General features: G+C 52.8%; 18 protein-coding genes. 6 read left to right on the top strand and 12 right to left on the bottom strand.

Features of this window, described 5'->3' with window-relative positions; translation table 11 throughout:
* Nucleotides 1-50: 50 nt before the first annotated feature.
* Nucleotides 51-665, top strand: a complete 615-nt coding sequence (locus EFO84_RS06650) for a 4'-phosphopantetheinyl transferase family protein (protein ID WP_164742397.1) — start codon at nt 51-53, stop codon at nt 663-665.
* On the opposite strand, the gene trxC is transcribed toward EFO84_RS06650, so the two are convergent.
* A complete protein-coding gene (trxC, locus tag EFO84_RS06645) occupies nt 634-1065 on the bottom strand; it encodes a thioredoxin TrxC (protein WP_348534532.1) in 432 nt (143 codons plus the stop codon). The genes EFO84_RS06650 and trxC overlap by 32 nt on opposite strands.
* Nucleotides 1066-1148: 83 nt before the next feature.
* On the opposite strand from trxC, the gene EFO84_RS06640 reads away from it, so the two are divergent.
* Nucleotides 1149-1337, top strand: coding sequence for a YgaP family membrane protein (locus tag EFO84_RS06640; RefSeq protein ID WP_127347264.1), 189 nt, complete (start codon nt 1149-1151; stop codon nt 1335-1337).
* Between the two features lie 11 nt (nt 1338-1348).
* Here the strand turns inward: EFO84_RS06640 and EFO84_RS06635 are convergent, their stop codons facing one another.
* From EFO84_RS06635 to EFO84_RS06610, 6 genes are all read right to left on the bottom strand, one after another.
* Nucleotides 1349-2017: a tetratricopeptide repeat protein gene (locus EFO84_RS06635; protein ID WP_127347263.1), complete on the bottom strand. Its 669-nt coding sequence runs from the start codon at nt 2015-2017 to the stop codon at nt 1349-1351.
* Complete coding sequence (locus EFO84_RS06630) at nt 2014-2823, bottom strand: SDR family oxidoreductase (RefSeq protein ID WP_127347262.1); 810 nt, start codon at nt 2821-2823, stop codon at nt 2014-2016. Before EFO84_RS06630 ends, EFO84_RS06635 begins: the two co-directional genes overlap by 4 nt.
* 12 nt (nt 2824-2835) lie before the next feature.
* Entirely contained in the window at nt 2836-3483 is a 648-nt protein-coding gene (locus EFO84_RS06625) for an iron-containing redox enzyme family protein (RefSeq protein WP_127347261.1), read from the bottom strand.
* A 1-nt stretch (nt 3484) separates the two neighbouring features.
* Nucleotides 3485-4933, bottom strand: coding sequence for an AMP-binding protein (locus tag EFO84_RS06620; RefSeq protein WP_127347260.1), 1449 nt, complete (start codon nt 4931-4933; stop codon nt 3485-3487).
* Complete coding sequence (locus tag EFO84_RS06615) at nt 4930-5577, bottom strand: thermostable hemolysin (protein ID WP_164742396.1); 648 nt, start codon at nt 5575-5577, stop codon at nt 4930-4932. The genes EFO84_RS06620 and EFO84_RS06615 overlap by 4 nt, the downstream gene beginning before the upstream one ends.
* A gap of 69 nt (nt 5578-5646) precedes the next feature.
* Nucleotides 5647-6318, bottom strand: coding sequence for a GGDEF domain-containing protein (locus tag EFO84_RS06610; protein ID WP_164742395.1), 672 nt, complete (start codon nt 6316-6318; stop codon nt 5647-5649).
* Nucleotides 6319-6503: 185 nt separating this feature from the next.
* Between EFO84_RS06610 and EFO84_RS06605 the strand changes: the two genes are divergently transcribed.
* Nucleotides 6504-7178 carry a dUTP diphosphatase gene (locus EFO84_RS06605; protein WP_127347257.1) on the top strand — a complete coding sequence of 225 codons (675 nt, stop codon included), beginning with the start codon at nt 6504-6506 and terminating at the stop codon, nt 7176-7178.
* Here the strand turns inward: EFO84_RS06605 and EFO84_RS06600 are convergent.
* From EFO84_RS06600 to EFO84_RS06585, 4 genes are all read right to left on the bottom strand, one after another.
* Complete coding sequence (locus EFO84_RS06600; protein WP_127347256.1) at nt 7175-10384, bottom strand: efflux RND transporter permease subunit; 3210 nt, start codon at nt 10382-10384, stop codon at nt 7175-7177. The genes EFO84_RS06605 and EFO84_RS06600 overlap by 4 nt on opposite strands.
* Nucleotides 10377-11414 (bottom strand): efflux RND transporter periplasmic adaptor subunit, encoded by a 1038-nt coding sequence (locus EFO84_RS06595; protein ID WP_127347255.1) that lies wholly within the window; start codon nt 11412-11414, stop codon nt 10377-10379. Before EFO84_RS06595 ends, EFO84_RS06600 begins: the two co-directional genes overlap by 8 nt.
* 78 nt (nt 11415-11492) lie before the next feature.
* The gene (locus EFO84_RS06590; RefSeq protein ID WP_127347254.1) at nt 11493-12056 is read right to left on the bottom strand and encodes an NADPH-dependent FMN reductase; all 564 of its coding nucleotides are present in this window, start codon (nt 12054-12056) and stop codon (nt 11493-11495) included.
* Nucleotides 12053-13459: an amidase gene (locus EFO84_RS06585; protein WP_164742394.1), complete on the bottom strand. Its 1407-nt coding sequence runs from the start codon at nt 13457-13459 to the stop codon at nt 12053-12055. The genes EFO84_RS06590 and EFO84_RS06585 overlap by 4 nt, the downstream gene beginning before the upstream one ends.
* A 147-nt stretch (nt 13460-13606) precedes the next feature.
* Here EFO84_RS06585 and EFO84_RS06580 point away from each other — a divergent pair, with 147 nt between their 5' ends.
* Nucleotides 13607-14257: a cupin domain-containing protein gene (locus EFO84_RS06580; protein WP_127347252.1), complete on the top strand. Its 651-nt coding sequence runs from the start codon at nt 13607-13609 to the stop codon at nt 14255-14257.
* Between the two features lie 3 nt (nt 14258-14260).
* Here EFO84_RS06580 and EFO84_RS06575 read toward each other — a convergent pair whose 3' ends face one another.
* Complete coding sequence (locus tag EFO84_RS06575; protein WP_127347251.1) at nt 14261-14815, bottom strand: TetR/AcrR family transcriptional regulator; 555 nt, start codon at nt 14813-14815, stop codon at nt 14261-14263.
* A gap of 437 nt (nt 14816-15252) precedes the next feature.
* Between EFO84_RS06575 and rluF the strand changes: the two genes are divergently transcribed.
* Together rluF and EFO84_RS06560 are read left to right on the top strand one after the other, a co-directional pair.
* A complete protein-coding gene (gene rluF, locus EFO84_RS06565; protein WP_127347250.1) occupies nt 15253-16068 on the top strand; it encodes a 23S rRNA pseudouridine(2604) synthase RluF in 816 nt (271 codons plus the stop codon).
* 125 nt (nt 16069-16193) lie between these two features.
* A complete protein-coding gene (locus tag EFO84_RS06560; RefSeq protein ID WP_127347249.1) occupies nt 16194-17198 on the top strand; it encodes an isopenicillin N synthase family dioxygenase in 1005 nt (334 codons plus the stop codon).
* Nucleotides 17199-17271 lie beyond the last annotated feature (73 nt).

Below are 17271 nucleotides of genomic sequence, written 5' to 3'. Positions count from 1 at the left end.
CCGAAGCCGCTAGTTTAGGCGCATATTTGCAGCCACTGAGTGTTTCGATTATGGCCATTATGGCGTGCTACTGTATTGATATTGCGGCGCAGCAAGCCTGGCTTGGTGGTCACCTCACCGCCGCTGATCAGCAGCAGGCACAGCGCTATACCCACCCACCGCGGCAACAGCAGTTTCTTGCTGCACGTGCACTATTGCGCTGGCTGGTATCTGAATTCGTCACCACCGAGTTGCCGTTAGAGATCCGCAAATACCCCAGTGGAGCGCCCTATTTGCTGCTCGGCGAACAGCTATTGAGTTGCTCAATTGCGCACACCGATAATGCAGTACTGGTGGGACTGAGTGATGGCCAGCAGCCCTTTGGGCTTGATATTGAACGTGTTGATGCCGCGCGCTGGCAAACTAGCCCAGTCGTGGCTAAATATCAGCACGGCATGATGCACAACGTCGGCAGTAGTTCTTTGGCGCGCGCCCAGCGCTGGAATTTGGCTGAAGCGGTGGTTAAGGCTGAGCAGGGTAAGTTACTTGAGGTGTTACAACGTCAATCAGAGCCACTGCTGGCGCATGCTTCGCTGGCACAGGTGGGCGGCTATAGTTATGCCATTTATCATCCGCAGTGCGATACCGACGCGGTCAGCGTAATACCTGCCCCAACCATTGGCTGAACTGGCTAGCCGACATAGCTCCTGCTTGACGGGCAATTTCCTGACCGTTCTTAAGCACTAACAAGGTTGGAATACTACGAATACCAAAATGCTGAGCTACGGTTGGTTGTTGCTCCGTACTGATCTTGATAAATCGCGCCTGTTCGGAAAATTTAGCTGCAACTTGTTCGAATATCGGCGCAAGTTGCTGGCAGGGACCGCACCAACTCGCCCAAAAATCAATCACCACGGGTAAATCACTATCGCGATGTGCCGGTAACTGATCAGCCGTCACGGCAAAGGCTTTGCCGGTAAATAGCGGTTGCTTGCAACGACCGCATTGGGCGTCAGCTTTGGGCCTATCAACAGGTAAGCGATTTTTACTGTGGCAGTGTGGGCACGCAACGATCATAGTCGCCATAAATAATCCTCAGTCACGATGATAGTAGTCGGTATTATGTGCTATATATGGTGTGGTAGTTAACCAATTTAAAGGGGTCTGTTATGGCAAATGTTGGCGGTATTGATCGGCTGTTGCGAGCCATTGTTGGTCTTGCTCTAATTGCTTTCGGCGTAGTCTACGGGAATTACTGGTGGATTTTGGGCTTAGTGATTTTGGGCACAGCAGTATTTCGCTTTTGTGGCTTGTATAAGCTACTTGGCGTGTCGACCTGTCCAATGCCAAAAAGCTAAGCCCATTGGGCTTAGCTTCTGCCTTTTCCTTTGTTGAGCTTTTTTTCAACCTTGGCTAATAGCTCACGAATTTCCCGCTGCCGCTGCTGATCGGCTAGCTCGCGCTGCGGCCGCGGCGGAGCTGCAAGCGCTGCTTCTAAGTGCTTGGCAGACTCTGCATAGTCACCTTCTTCATAGAGAAATTCACCATAAAAGTAATTGGCGTCGATACCGTTAGCATTGACGGTTAAGGCCTTTTGTAAGTATTGAGCGGCAAGTTCATCGTCACCGAAACCAAATGGCCAGCCCGGTACTTTGAAGTACAGTGTGCCTAAACTGGTATACGCCGAGCCGTCTAATGCCAGCGGATCGATAGTTAATGCTTGTTCAAGCGCGGCCTTCGATTGTTCGGCTAAATCCAATGCCCCAAGACCACCCACCACGCCAGCTTGGGTGCTTAAGATAATGCCTTGCCAAATATAGGCTTCAGCACGCTCCGGATAACTAGCGACAAAGCTTGCAGCTTGTTGTTGCAGCTGTTGAAAAGCCGCTTCTTGCGCGTCATCGCGTTGCTGGTAATTAGCGATAGCCCAGTCGGTTTGTAGTTGCAGGAGTTGCTGCGCAAAGGTCTCATTGGCAGAGCTCGAAAACACGCCACAGCTAAGGCCGATAGCAATGATGAAATGACCCAAACGATTCATGAGTAATGCTCCTTAAGTAGTTGTGAAATCAGCCGATAGGGCTTACGTAAAGCGCCATCAACCAGTCGTGGAAATAACGCGTTTAATGGCACAAAAATACGCTCTGGCCAGCCAAGCACTCGGCGCGGTTTGCCGTGCTGAAGCTGTTGGCAAATTTGTTGGGCAACCCATTGTGGGCTATCTACAGCACTACCGAGTTGCTGGTTTAACTGCGCCATAGCGCCGTGGTTCAGTGCAGTTTCGATGGCGCGCGGCTGGCAATGAAATACCTGCACGGTGCTATCGCTGCACTCACGGTGCAATGCCTCGGTAAAGCGTTGCAAGCCGGCCTTACTGGCACAGTAAGCGGCTTGGCTCGGGTAGCCAATAGCACCAAAGACTGAGCCAATGGTCATAACTAGGGCTTCAGGGCGCTGCTTTAAATAAGGCAATAACGCATGCGTGATCGCCATGGGAGACATCAAATTGAGCATCAGCAGACGCTGCTGTTGTGGCCAATCACTGTGCTCAAATAACCGTGTGTAAGCACTGCCGGCATTATGAATAATGCCGGTAACCGGTCGGGTGGTAGACAATGACTGTTGTGCATACTGGCGTAATTGCTGCGCCGCATCAGCGTTGAGTAAGTCTAGTTCAATAACCTGTTGGTTTAACCGTTGTGCCAAATCCTGCAGTGCGCTGCTGGGGCGGGCAACCAAGGTGACCCGCATACCGCGGCGCACCAATTCAGTCGCTAGGGCTTGCCCAACACCGCCACTGGCGCCAGTGAGCAACACATGATGTTGACTAAAATCGAGTTGGCTCATCAGCACATCTCCTTATTGCGGTAGGGCGCGGAACATATCGCCGTACAACTGATACACCCGCTTGGCGGTATGTACGATGGCTTTTTGTGCCACCGGGTCGGTTAATTTGTTCATCAAATCAGCAAAGAATGCCACGTGATCTTGGTCCAGTGCGCCATGAGAATTCAGGTAGGTAAAGGCGCCCTTAGGTAAGCCAAGCTGCTGTTGAATCTGTGCCGCGGCTTGGCTGGCTAAGGCCACACTGGTGCCTTCAAGCACATGCGCCATACCAAAAAAGCTGGCTGGATGGCTGCGGTTGATTTGGTCGTAAACAAAGCTAATCATCAGCTCTGTAGTAGCATGTGGTTGTGACTTTCGTACCGCCTCAACATCACCGCCGCAGGCTTTGATATCGTTGAGGATCCACTCATGATGACCGTACTCTTCATCGATATACTCAACGATGGCAGCACGCAGCCATTCTTCATGGTCGGCCATACGTGCACCGGCGGCCATGAGTAACGGCACGGTGTGTTTAACGTGGTGGTAGGCTTGGGTCAAAAAAGCCACATAGCGCTCTACTGAAATAGTGCCATTCAGTGCATCAGTAATAGCTGGTGCGGCTAAAAGATAGTTTTGCTCAGTGCTAGTTTGCTGACAAAGTTGCTCAAAAAAGGCCATATTACACTCCAAAAATCAGGTTGATTGAGTCGCGATACGCGGCAACGATGTGTTGACGCCGAAAGCGATTGTTAAAGGTGAGTTGTTGATTGCGTTCGCTAAAGGGTTCGCGGGTTGGTAGCCATGCCAGGATCTGCGCATAGTCAGGCAGCTGATGGTTAATTGCTGCAATGGCGCTGTCGATATCTTGGTGGTTAGCGCTTGGTGTCGGCGTGAGCAGTGCGACCACGCCCGGATAGCCATCACCACACACCATAAACTGTGACCATAGTGCTGAGTGGGCGGCTAAGTTTTCGACCCATTCCGGTGAGATATTGCGACCAAAGCTGGTAATAAGTAGATTGCTTTTGCGCCCTTGAATGCTGACATAACCGTCATCATCAATGCTGGCGATATCGCCAGTTGCTAGGGTGGTAGCTGGCTCATTGGTGCTGCCCAGATAGCCATCCATACTCTTCCCGGTGACCAATAATTCGCCCTCGTGTAACCTCAAGCAAAGCCCGGGTAATGCCTTGCCAACGCTACCAGGACGGTTTGCGCTAGGAGTATTCAAGCACACCACCGAGCCACATTCAGACAGGCCATAGCCCTGATAAAGCGGTACCTGTAACGCTTGCGCTTGGGCTAATAATTGCTGCGGCACGGCCGCGCCGCCTACAGCGATAAAACCAAACTGTTGTGCGGTTAATTGGCCTTGCGCTATGCCATGAAGTAAAGCTGCCGCCAACGCTGGGGTGGTGATCAGACTGTCAGCATTAAAGTTCGCAATGGCCTGCCAAAATTGCCCGACATTGAGCTGCGACGAGCCGAGTAAGCCCACCGATTGCGGCGCCGGCAGATGAATACTCATACCGCGCCATAACGCCAGCCAACAGCCGGCAATATTTTCCAGCAGCACCGCCAGCGGCATCACACATAAATGTCGCTGGGCGATAGCTTCTGGGAGCACCTGATCAATAGCGCTGACGGTCTGTAGCAGCACCTGCGCACTGAGGCGCACACCTTTGGGGGCCGAGGTACTGCCCGAGGTGTAGGTGACTTTACAGCTATCTGCCGCTGCACTCGAAATGCCTTGATGCCATAAGGTTAAAGCGAGCGGTGCTGGCGCCGCGCTGGCTTGCCAATGATCAGTGCGATGCCATTGGTCGCTAAACAGGTGGTATACCTGTGCATGTTCAAGCAATTCATGCTGCTGTGTCGGCGTAAAAAATGGCGGTACCGGCACTAAGGTAATGCCTGCCTGTAACGCTGCTAAGTCGAGGATCAGCCAGTCCAGACTGTTTTCAGCGAGCAGGCCGAGGCGTTCTATTTGCTGTGCTTGTAGCCAGTCAGCTAGCTGAGCAACATGCTCCAGCAGCTGTTGGTAACTGATGCTGCGCTGGTCATCAGAGAGTCTTGCTGGACTGCTGCGGTGACGTTGTAAAGCGCTGAAAAATTGGTCACGCGTCATAACGACTCCCACACAACCTGATCGCTAAGCTGTTGATAGAGCCATTGACCGGCCGCAACGTGTCCGCTCACCACTAATGGCTGGGTGCTGTAATAACGGCCCCACTGTTGGTGTTGGGTGGTTGGTAACGCACTATCGAGCGCCTGCCCGAGTACGGTGGTGGGCAAATTGAAGCGCTTGAGATGACGGCGCAGCGGCGTGGTGGCGGTAAATACCAACCATGGCCGTTGCAACTCATTGGCAGCGTGAATGACCGCGGTGAACAGCAGCGGTAAGTAACGGTGGTCCACACAGGCCATGGAGCCTACCTCCAGCAGCTGTTGACGGCTTACTGGCTGTTGTGGCGAAGCAGTAATCAGCTGCTCAGCGGGCTGGGGTAAATAATGTTCACAGAATAGCGATTGCTCGGCGGCTGGCGTTAGAGCACAGGCGGCAACCGGTTGTTGCTGCTGATCAAGAATAGCAATCAGGTGTAGCGGGAGCTGTTCTAGGCAGGCGGCGAACGACAGCCAGTATTTGGCGCAAATGAATTGTTCAATGGTCGCCCGCAGTGGATGACTTGGGCCGATATAGTGAAAACCATACTGGGCAGTTATGGACTGCGGGTATGAGCTATTTGCGCTAACAACGGTAGACGACAACATAAAACACCTCATCAACTAAGATGGGTGCAGCGTAGCGCGCAAAACTTAAGCTAAACTTAACGACGAAAATTAGTGAGGAACAGGCTGATTGCTGTCAGAACATACGGTGTTACGTCCGCTGGCTTTGGCTCGGTAGAGTTGCCGGTCAACGGCAGAAATAAAATGGTCTACGGATTGTAAATCGCCGCGCTCGCACACCCCAGCACTGACCGTTTGCGTGAAGCCTAATTGCCATTGGCGGTCGGCGAGCAACTGCCGTATCTTGTTAGCAACTTCGGCGGCTTGCGGCGCGGTGAGTTCGGGACAGATCAGCAGAAATTCTTCGCCACCCCAACGGCCAAAGGTATCGCTTCGACGTACATTATCACGGCCTAATCGAGCAAACTGGGTGAGGACATAATCACCCACTTGATGACCATGTTGGTCGTTGATACGTTTGAAGCGATCCAGATCAAACAGTACCAGCGAAAGTGGGCGGTGGTAGCGGCGCGCATGTTCAAATTCTTCCGCTAAAACCGTATCGAGGTGGTGCCGATTATAGACACCAGTGAGCTTATCGGTGACCGATACTTGGTGGAGTAGCACATTTTTTTCGCGCAACTCATGCTCAGCTAAGGCGAGACGTTTATTGGCTTGTTGGATTTGCTGATTGAAGTTTTGCAAGCGAATTAAATAAATAAACAACGCAGCAAACACCAGCACCGAGGCGATGATGATGGGCACTATTGCTTGCCAGGCCATAATGACCTCCTGCAGAAAGGTGAGCCGCCATTCTGGCGTCATGCGTTAGGTGACTACAATAGGCATATTGAGAGGCAAGGACAAGTATACCATTTGTCATATTGGCGTAGGTGTTTTCATGCCTTTCGTGGTAAGGTAAAAACTCTCAGCAGCATGCTAAATATAGCGTAATTTAAGGACTCTCCATGACCCCACAACAAGCCCAGCAGTTGGTGGCAATGCAAATTGCCTTTAACCAGGTGATTGACCCAGACTACCCGCAAGCACCCAAAGTAAAACGTGATGATGTGAAAGCCATTTTGGTTGAATTGGGCGAGTACTTTGATCACACCGGCTACAAGTGGTGGAAAAAGCAGACGGCTGACTGGGCGCAGGCCAATATGGAGCTGATTGATATTCTGCATTTTGCCATGTCCGATGCCATTGAGCATGCGTGTGCAGCAGGGCAAGAGCCAGCGCAAGCGGTGGGGGATTTGATTCTACAAGGTGCGGCTGAAGAGCTATTGATTGAAGATGCCAAGGAGCTGGTATCGGCTCTGGCAGAAGATGGTGATAGTAAGCACCCACTACGCTGCGGAGATAAGTTTTTTGCGGTGCTGATGCAAATGCTGATTGATGCCTATGGCGATGCCGATAGCGTATATTTAACCTATATCGGTAAGAACGCTTTGAACAATGTGCGCCAATTGCGCGGCTATAAGCAGGGCACCTATGTGAAAATGTGGCAAGGTGATGAAGATAACGAAGTGATGATTCGCTTGCTGGCAGCGCACAAAGACCAAATTATTGCGCACGCTGAACCCTTACAACGTGCGCAAAGCTTATTGCTGGCGCATTACGATCAGTACGTGAGCGTTTAGCTCACGTACTTACGATAGTTATAGGCGTAATACACCACCGGTATCACCACTAAGGTCAGTAAGGTCGACACCAAAATACCGAAGATCAGTGATACCGCTAAGCCGCCAAAAATCGGGTCATCAAGAATAAAGAAGCCCCCCATCATCGCTGCTAATGCGGTCAAAATGATAGGCCGCGCGCGCACCGCCGAGGCATGGATCACTGCGGTTTCTAGTTTCACTCCAAGCGCCGTTTGCTGCTGAATATAGTCCACCAACAGTATTGAGTTACGCACGATAATACCGGCAAGGGCAATCATGCCAATCATTGAAGTTGCAGTGAATTGAGCACCAAGCAACCAATGGCCAGGCATGATGCCGATCAGGGTGAGTGGTATCGGCGCCATAATGATGAGCGGCACGCCATAGGAATGGAATTGCGCCACCACCAGCAAGTAAATCATGATCAAGCCAACGCCATAAGCCAGGCCCATATCGCGGAAGGTCTCGTAAGTAATTTGCCATTCGCCATCCCACTTCACACTGATTTCATCGGTGTTATTAGGCGCTGCAATCAAATTCTGCGTGACCCCTTGTTGCGCTAATTGCGCATGAATGTCGATCATGCCGTATAACGGGCTATCGACCCCGCCAGCTAGGTCAGCAGTGACATATACCACCGGGCGCAGGTCTTTGCGGTGAATAGCGTTTTCACGCACCCCATCAACGCGGTAGGTCAGCTCCGATAGGGCAATCAGTTCACCAGCTTGGCTCATTACCGGTAATTGCCCCAAGGCTTGCCAATTGGCGCTATCAGCGCTTTGCAGCTTGAGCTCAATGGGGATCAGTTGATAGCTGGTTGGTTCACGCAAATAACCACCATTCTGGCCATCGATAGCAATCGCAATAGCCTGATTGATGGCCGCCACAGAGACGCCGTACTCAGCCGCTTTTTGTTGGTCCACACGCAGTTGCCAAAGCGCTTGTGGTGCTTCAATAGTGGAGTCGATGTCAACCACTTGCTCGGCGCCGGCAAACACCGCTTTAAATTGCTCGGCTGCAGCTAATTGTTGAGCGTAGTCTGGGCCATACACTTCAGCAACGAGCGGTGCCAGCACCGGTGGACCAGGCGGCACTTCAACTAGCTTAATGCTATAGCCGGTTTGTTGTTCAAGAGCCTGTAACGCCGGGCGCACCCGCAACGCGATAGCATGACTTTGCTGTTCACGGTCAAGGCGGTGCGCTAGATTGACCTGCACATCGCCTTGCCATGGGTATTGGCGCAAATAATACTGCCGCACTAAACCATTAAAATTGATTGGTGCCGCGGTACCGGCGTAGGTCTGCACATGGGTGACCTCGGGCTCAGCCAGCATGATGGTACTGATTTGGTTAAGTACCGCTTGGGTTTGCTCCAAGGTTGAGCCCTCTGGTAAATCGACCACCACCTGAAACTCAGATTTATTGTCGAACGGCAGCATTTTCAGCACCACGTTCTGATTCACCACCAACAGCACTGAACCGGCAATTAAGACCAGCAAGCTGACGAGTAATTTAATACGATTACCGCGACCCGCTGCAGCCGCTAAAAAAGGGCTCATTAGCCGGCGGAATAGCGTTTCCGCGCGGCCGCCGTTGTCATCATCTGCAGTTGCATCGCTATGGCTTTGGTGGTTGATAAACACCCGATAAAACAACCAGGGCGTGAAGATAAATGCGACTAATAGTGAAATCAGCATACCCATACTGGCATTGAGCGGAATAGGGCTCATGTAGGGGCCCATTAAACCGCTGACAAAGGCCATGGGTAGCAGCGCGGCTATCACCGTAAAGGTGGCCAGAATAGTGGGGGCACCAACTTCTTCCACCGCATGCGGTATCGCTTCCAGCAGTGATTTTTTGCCCATCAGCATATGCCGATGCAGGTTTTCAACCACCACAATCGCGTCATCAACCAAAATACCGATAGAGAAAATTAACGCAAACAGTGACACGCGGTTTAAGGTAAAGCCATAGGCCCACGAGGCGAATAGGGTCAGCGCTAGGGTAATCACCACCGCCATACCAACCACAAAGGCTTCGCGCCAGCCCAGCGCGAAGCCAACCAGCACCACCACCGAAATGGTCGCAAACACCAGCTTTTGAATCAGTGTATTGGCTTTATCTTCGGCGGTTTCGCCGTAGTTGCGACTCACCGTCAGCTCAATATCGTCAGCGATATACTGCTGTTGTAATTGCGCGAGTTGTGCCTGCAGGGCTTGCGTGACCTCTACCGCGTTGGTGTCAGGCTGTTTCGCCACATACAGCGTGACTGCCGGACTCTGTAATAGGCTGCCGTTAGCGTCGCGCTGCCAGTGTTGCACGTAGTGTTGTGGTTCGCCGCTGGCGAAACTCACGGTGGCGACATCGCGCAAATATACCGGCATAGCGCTACCATCTTGCTGGCGCACCGCAACAATCAGTTCTCCCACCTGTTCAGCGGAGCGCAGCCATACACCGGTGTGCAGCTGTATTTCGCGGTCGGCTTGCAGTAATCCGCTGCTCTGTTGTACTTGATTGCTTAGCAACAGCGCTTGCTGAATGCTGCCGAGATCTAAACCATAGGTGTGCAGCCGCGCGCTATCAAACCGCACTAGCACCCGTGGCTGTGAGCCGCCCAGGGTGTAAATATCACGACTACCGTTGGTCCGTTGCAGCTGCTCCTCAAGCCCCTTGGCGGCAGCGAGTAGGTCGGCCGAGCTGCGATCAGGATTGCGACTCCATAAGGTCAGCGCAAATACCGGCACATCATCAATGCCTTTAGGTTTGATCAACACCGGACCGATACCAGCATCCTGTGGTTGCCAGTCAGCATTGGCATAAAAAGCGTTGTACAGCCGCACCAGCGCCTCGGTGCGGTCTTCACCAACAGTGAATTGCACCGTTAACAGCGCCATACCTGGCTCAGAAATGGAATAAATATGCTCAATACCGGCAATTTCGGCGACAATTTTTTCAGCGGGAATAGCCACTTGGCGTTCCACCATAGCCGCCGATGCGCCTTGGTAAGGAATAAACACATTGGCAAAAGTGACTTCAATTTGCGGCTCTTCTTCGCGTGGCGTTACCAACACTGCGAACAGCCCCAGTAAGAATCCCACCAAAGCAAGTAGCGGCGTGATTTGATTTTGCTTGAACAGGTCAGCCAGACGACCTGACAGACCTAACGGTTGCTGTTGTTCAGTCATTGCTGTGGCCCTTTACGCTTTGTAACTGGGCAAGACCATTGCTGGCAATGCGTTGCCCTGCGGTTAAGCCTGATAGTACCTGATAGCTGTCGGCGTTATGCGGGATCACACGAACCGGTTGTAGTACCACGTTGTCGCCCTGTTGTAGCCACACACTGCTGACTTCGCCGCGCCACAGCACTGTTTGCTGTGGAATAATTAACTGCGGTTGTTCACCGATTTGTATCCGCAAGCGCGCCCAACTGCCTGGGTAGAGAGCGTATTGGCTGTAATCGGCTGGCGGTAATTGCACCCGCATCTGAAAGCTGTGATTGGCACTATTGGCTTCTGGAGCCACGGTAATATCCGCGGCGCCGAGCGTCACAATGCGATTATCAGCTAAGCGTAACGCCACCGCAGAACTGTCTTTGACGGCCATTAAGTGCGATTGCGGCAGCTGGCTGACCATGCGCAGGTCTTCTAAGCTTAAGCCGCGTAGCAGCGGGGTACCGGGGCTGGCCAGCTCACCCACTTCAACAAAACGCTGTTGCAGGATGCCGGCATAAGGTGCGCGAACCACGGTTTGCTCAAGTTGCTCGGCGGCCGCGGCGAGCGCAGCTTGGGCCTGTTTGATACGGGCAACGGCGCCATCAAAGTTAGCTTTAGCATTATCAAAAGCGGATACCGCGACCAAACCTTGGTCACGTAACTCAGTGATTCGGGCAAGTTCCTTGCGGGCTTCATCACCACGCGTTTGGGCCTCGGTGAGCGCCGCCTCAGCTTGATTAAAGCGCGCGCGTTGCTCTACATCAGTAAAGCGCACAATCACCGCGCCTTGCGGCACCACATCGTTGACATCAAACGGCAACTCAACAATGCGACCTGAAGTTTGCGCCGACACCGTGGCGTGTGCCACCGCTTCAACCCGGCTGGGTAGCTCTAACCACTGCGGCTGCAGCGTTTGTTCCACGGTGAGCCACTGCTGTGCAGATACGCTGGCAGTGATAAGTAGACTCGCACTCAGTAGTGTAATTCGTGACCAATGTGACATCAGATAACCCCCGTAATAGCATATGGGCTATAGCATAACACGTATTTTAGAAAAATCTAAAATACAAATTAATGGATATTAGTCTCGTATACTTTTTAACGCAGTGGCCCATTTGTGCAATTCATCGAGTGCTGTTTTGGCCGATTGCAGATGCGGGTCTTGGGCCTGAAATGAGCCGTCTTTGACCAAGTTCGCTACGCCTTGCACCATCACCTGTTCTGGAATTGGCATCATTTTGACCGTGGTGACCAGCTGTTTCGCTACTTGCACTGAGCGCAAGCCGCCCGAGGCGCCGCCATAGCTGACAAACGAGCAAGGCTTGTAATTCCACTCTTTGAAGAGCAAATCAACCGCGTTGACGAACGACGGTGGCGGGAAGAAATTGTATTCAGGGAGCACGAAAACGTATGCGTCGGCTTTAGCAACGCTGGCGGACCATTGTTTGGTGGCGGCATGTTCGTATTGTTGCGCCATAGGGTGCTTGGGCTCGTTGTAGAGCGGTAAATTGTAATCTGCCAAATCGATTAGTTGGCTGCTAAAGCCGCCATGCTGTGCGGCTTGTTGCTGAAACCAACCCGCCACAGTCGGGCCCACGCGGCCCGGGCGAGTGCTACAAATAATGACCTGTAACTGTAAGCTCATGATAACTCCGGTGCGGTGAATTGTACGCCATGCTCACTGAGCAATTGCGCAAGATGAAGCAATAACGCCTCGTTATGATGACGGCCAGCAAACGAAATGCCAACCGGTAAACCTTGCTCACTGAGGCCACTGGGAACCGTAAGTACTGGTTGTCCGGTGAGGTTATAAAGCGCCACATAGGGGAAGCAGTAATCCATGTAAGGGATGGCCTCTCCATCTAATTGGATACGCCCATGGTGATGATTATGCTCAAACGCCGGCCCCATGGACGTTGCGCTCATCACCACATCAACCTGCTGATAGCTGCGTTGTACTTCGCTGATAAGTTCCGCCCGTTCGAATAACACACGGCTGTAGTGTTTAAAGTTCATGCTTAAGCCGCGCTTGAGCGGCGCAATGACCTGCAACGAGCTGTCGCGCAGGGCTGGGCGGAATTTCCAATAGAACAGTTGGCGAATCGGCCAGCTGAGGTTCTGCGCAATCGAATAGCCGAATAGTTCAGCCCAATTGGCCATGATGCGTTGGGCTAAGTAGTGCTCGAGCTGCACCGGGGTAACGCTGGCACCAGCGCGTTCAAGCAGCTGTTGCATGCGGTTGAGGCCTTGCTGCACGGCTTGGCCTGGGTGTAAGCCATGAAAACTCGACAGTAAACCCACTCGCAGATTCTTCAAGGTGGGCAGCGGTTGGGTGGGCGCCGCAGGTTGATAAAGCACCTGATACGCCAGCGCTAAATCGTCAGCACTGCGCGCGAGTGGACCGGTACAATTCATCACGCTCATACCCAGCCGATGTTCCGGCAACGGCGGCACATGGCCATCATGGGCATGGCCATTCTCGGTGGGCTTGAGGCCAAACAGGCCACAATAGCTGGATGGATTTCGGATCGACCCGCCAATATCACTGCCTAATTCCAAGCTGGTTAAGCCTGCCGCTAACGCTGCCGCACCACCGCCGGTGCTGCCACCGGGTGTACGCTTCGGGTCAAACGGATTATTAGCGGTGGGATACAGCGGCCCGAAGGTTTGGCTATCAGCCAGCAATTGCGGCACGTTGGTCTTGCCTAAAATCACCGCTCCGGCGTCAAGCAAACGCTGTACTAGCGGCGATGTAGTTTGGCCGACATAGTTCTTCAGCGGTGGGTAATTTAAGCTGGTGCCGGTACCTTCCAGTAAATAGCATTCCTTAATCGAGATCGGTACACCATGCAACGACCCGCGCTGCTCGCCTTGTTGGTCACGTTGCTGGGCTTGTTGCAGCGCCTGCTCGGCGTAGACTTGCACGTACGCATTGAACTGCGGATTATACTGCTCAATACGCGCCAAATAATGCTCGGTAGCGGCTACCGAGGTCAGTTCATTGCGCGCAATGGCAGCGGCAATGTCGCTTGCGGATAAATAGTGCACGGACGCCTCCTTGAATGATGAATTCATCGTTACTGAGTGGCGAGCAAAAGTAAAGAGTAAACCAGATTGGCGTGCGCGGCGTAACAGATGGCCTAAACCGTTACCCACGGGTAACTGACAGCAGTTTTTGTGGAGGAGTATGCCATTATGCTGAATATGGACTTTGCCCAGCGGGTGGTGATTGAAACCGCTAGCGCTGAATGGCAGCCGAGCCCGTCGCCGGGCGTGTTGCGCAAATTGCTCGAGCGCGAAGAGGCCGAGCGTGGCCGCGCCACTAGTATTGTGCGTTATGAGCCAGGCTCACGTTTTAACACCCACCAACACCCCTTGGGTGAGGAAATTTTTGTGCTCGAGGGGGTGTTTTCGGATGACTCGGGCGATTATCCTGCCGGCAGCTATTTGCGTAATCCGCCGGGCACGTCTCATGCGCCATTTAGTGAGCCAGGCTGTGTGCTGTTTGTGAAATTGCACCAATTTGCCGCGGACGATTTAACCACGGTGCGTATTAACACCTCTCAAACTGAGTGGCTGCAGGGCTACGGTGGTCTGCAAGTGATGCCATTACATGATTTCGGTGGCGAACATGTGGCCTTGGTGAAGTGGCCAGCGGGCGAGGTGTTTAAACCGCATCGGCACTTTGGTGGTGAGGAAATTTTGGTGTTAAGTGGCGAGTTCATTGATGAGCATGGCCGCTATCCAGCCGGTACTTGGTTGCGCAGCCCGCATGCCAGTTTGCATACCCCGCGGGTAGAACAAGAAACCATTATCTACGTGAAAACTGGGCATTTGCCGCTGTAAGCCTCAGCCGTTTAGTAGTTGCAGCAGTTGTTGTTGCAGCACTTGGTAATCAATGGTTTGGCCAATGGCCAGCGCCTGTACCGCACCGAAGTACAGCATAAATAGCACCTGGCTTGGTGCGGTTGCCCTTGGCTGTTTGAGTAACTGATCCACGGCTGCAATTTGCGCTTGTTGCAGTGGCGCCAGAGCCGCTTGCAGATCACCGTTAGTAGCTTGCTCAGCAGCAATACACACTTTCATTTTTGCCTGGCCGAGCAATTCAATTCGCTTTAAATCCGCCAGCAAAATACCCACCAAAGCGTCAATGGCGTTGTTGCTATGCTGCGCCAGTTGCTCGATCGCCTGCTGACTGCGCTGCAGGTCGCGCTCAGCAATGGCCTGCAAAATCGCCTCTTTACTGGGGTAATAGTTATACACCGCACCGGCACTGAGCTGCGCTTCAGCCAAAATATGGCGCATGGTGGTGGCGTGATAACCGAGGTGACTAAAGCAGCGCATCGCCGCATTCAGAATATGACGCTGGCGCTGTTCGGTAGCTTGGTCAGATAACTTAGGCATAGCAACTCGCAACGAAATTGGTATGTAATTAATATAGAACGGTTGTTCGTTTTTGCAAGGTTATTTTATGAGTGCACTGACTTGCGATTGGGTAGCTTGGGGCTATAGTAAAACAGTTAATCAACCTTAATGGCTCTTTTGGGCTTTGTTTGCTGGTCTTTGGCGGGCTGCTGCTGATTGCGATATTGCTCAACCAGCAGGTGCTCACTGACCCAACGGCGCTTATATTTCTCCTAGCTCGCATTAGTCAATCGCTGATACATTTGTGCTCTACGAGTAGCCCGGCGGTCACGCTGCGATTTAGCGCCTTTGCAATACAAATGGGCCTAGCCGTATATTGGGCGGTATTGCTGATAGTAGCCCTACCCGGGTAACGCCGACGGGGCAGTTAATGCTATGCTAACGGTTTATCACCATCCCCATAGATTTGAGGCAGTATGCAAGAACGTGAAGCCGTGCGGCTCAACAAATTTATTAGTGAAAGCGGCATGTGCTCGCGGCGCGAAGCCGACAAATTCATTGAGCAAGGCCAGGTCACGCTGAATGGCCGCAAAGCGGTGGTCGGTGATAAAGTCGGCAGCGGCGATGAAGTGCGGGTAAATGGTCGTTTAGTCGGCGCCCAAGATAAGCAGTCCTTCGTCTTTATTGCTCTCAATAAGCCGGTCGGGGTGGTGTCTACCACCGATCCTGCTGAACGCGATAACATCACCAATTTTGTGGGCCACAAGCAGCGCATTTTCCCGATTGGACGGCTCGACAAAGACTCCCAAGGGCTAATTTTTTTGACCAGCAACGGTGATTTGGTCAACAAGATCCTGCGCGCCGGCAATCAGCACGAAAAAGAGTACGTGGTGACCGTTAATAAGCCCATCACTAGCGAATTTATTCAAGGTATGGGCGCTGGCGTGCCGATTCTCGGTACCCGCACCAAAAAATGTAAAGTGGTGGCGTTAACCGCCACTAGCTTTCGGCTGACGCTGATTGAAGGCTTAAACCGGCAAATTCGCCGCATGTGCGAATACTTTGGCTATGAGGTGCGCAAGTTGGAGCGAACTCGCATCATGAATGTGCGCCTCGGCAAGCTACAAGTCGGGCAATGGCGCAACCTCACTGACGCTGAACTGGCGGAGCTGATGAAATCCATTGAGCACTCTAGCGGCTTAGCCCCAGAGGGCCACCGCAGCCGCCGCCCCAAACCCAAGCCGAAACCTGCCGGCGCAGGGCCCCGGCCACCACGGAGTAATTCGCGTTAGGGTGATTATGGCCATTTAGCCATCTGGTTATAGCTAAACGCTATATCAAATCAAAATAGAATCCTAACGAGTTATGAACGCGGGGATTATTATGATGACCCTTATTGTCATGAGCATGCTTGGTTATGGGTCACACATCAGTACCATCGTCATTACCGGTTTTGGCTTTGTCGCAGTGGCACGCAGGTGGCGCTGCACGGCAGCAATTCATTGCGCAGTTGGGCCAGGCAGCGCGCGATATCGGCTTTTTCTATCTCACTGAACATGGCGTTGAGCGCGCGCAGCAACAACATGTTCTGGCTCTCGCCAAACAGTTCTTTGCCTTGCCACATGCAGATAAACACGCCATTGCCATGGTTAATTCAGCGCATTTTCGCGGCTACACCGGTGTGCAACAGGAGCGCACTGGCGGCGCCCCTGATCTGCGTGAGCAGTTTGATTACATGGCTGAGCAGCAAGCCATAGCTGGTGCCGAGCAAACCGCTCCGTGGCAAGCCATGATCGGGCCTAACCAGTGGCCACACGCATTACCCCAGTTGCGTTCTGAGCTGTTGGCATGGCAGCAACAGCTCAGTGATATCAGCCTGCACTTGCTCGAAGCTTTTGCCTTGGCCTTGCAGCAACCGGCCGACGCCTTTGCCGACACTGTGGCCGGTGGCCCGTATACGCACACCAAATTAATTCGCTATCCGCAACGTACCAGCACCGAACAGACCCAAGGCGTAGGTGCCCACAAAGACCCAGGCTATTTGACCTTGGTGTTGCAAGACACGCAATCGGGGCTGGAAGTCGCCACCGACGATGGTTGGCTTGCGGTGGCACCGCTCGATGGCGCCTTTGTAGTGAATATTGGTGAATTGCTGGAACTGGCTTCTAATGGCTACTTGCGCGCCACCACACACCGCGTAGTGAGCCCCGCTGAAGCGAGTGAGCGGCTGTCGTGCGCGTTTTTCATGGCCGCGCAGTTGTCGGCGGAGGTACCCTTGTTGGCGCTACCAGAGCATCTACAACAGTTAGCCCGTGGCCCTGCGAGTGACCCTGCCAACCCGCTGTTTCGGCAAGTGGGCGAGAACGTCCTCAAAGGTCGTTTGCGTTCACACCCTGATGTGGCCGCAGCGCATTACGCGTAGCTTGCACAAATGCCCATCAGCAGCTATACCCATGTATCACTAACACTTATGTATTATCCACAGTAAGAGCAAC

This window comes from Pseudidiomarina mangrovi, from assembly GCF_003999375.1.
Classification (GTDB): Bacteria; Pseudomonadota; Gammaproteobacteria; order Enterobacterales; family Alteromonadaceae; genus Pseudidiomarina; species Pseudidiomarina mangrovi.
This window is presented reverse-complemented; position numbering and strand designations above follow the sequence as displayed.